The following is a 693-nucleotide window of genomic DNA, read 5'->3' as shown; positions in this document are numbered from 1 at the left end:
GGTGAAATCAAATTTATTCCGCCCAAATTTAATTTTAATTGCTTCGTTCTTAAATACTTATTTGAAATAGAAAAAGTACCCTCTAAATAGTTTAAAATATATTTTTACATATTAAATAGAACTTCTATATTTGCAGCTCATTAAAAAATGAGCCTCGGTAGCTCAGCTGGATAGAGCGTCGGTTTTCTAAACCGAGGGTCAGGGGTTCGAGTCCCTTCCGGGGTACAGTCAATGGCTTTCAGATCATCTGAGAGCCATTTTTTATTTCACATGCTATACTGTTTTGTTTCGCATTTGGCGCGCAACTGGTGCGCTTGTTTAAAATTGTTTAATTAAATCAAAGTTATTTTGTTTGGTTTTCAATTCCAAATTATTCAGATCATTCCATCGTCAGCAAAACTGTAATAGCTGTTTTCGCTTATRATGATATGATCCCATACATTAATATCTAGCAACTTTCCACACTCGGCCAATCTATTTGTTAATTTAATGTCTGCATCACTCGGTTTAAGATCTTGACTTGGGTGGTTATGAGCCAATATAATTGATGAACAGTTAGCTTTTAAGGCAGTAGCAAACACTATCTTTGGATCAACATAAGTACCGCTAACACCACCCATTGAGATATCAACAAAACCAAGCACTCGGTTACTTCTATTAAGAAGCAAGATCTTAAATTCTTCGAGAAATGCG

At 35.3% G+C, this 693-nt stretch carries 1 protein-coding gene and 1 tRNA gene; one reads left to right on the top strand and one right to left on the bottom strand.

Translation table 11 applies throughout. The features are described from left to right. Positions 1–151: 151 nt before the first annotated feature. Positions 152–225, top strand: a tRNA-Arg gene (locus tag AC1DND_RS28945). 149 nt (positions 226–374) lie between these two features. Here the strand turns inward: AC1DND_RS28945 and AC1DND_RS28940 are convergent. Continuing rightward, positions 375–693: JAB domain-containing protein (locus tag AC1DND_RS28940; protein WP_477586428.1), on the bottom strand; the 319-nt coding region annotated here is incomplete at its 5' end.

The organism is Pedobacter sp. 01N416, assembly GCF_056399685.1.
Note: the sequence above shows the minus strand (reverse complement) of the source record. Positions and strands in the feature narration are given on the sequence as shown.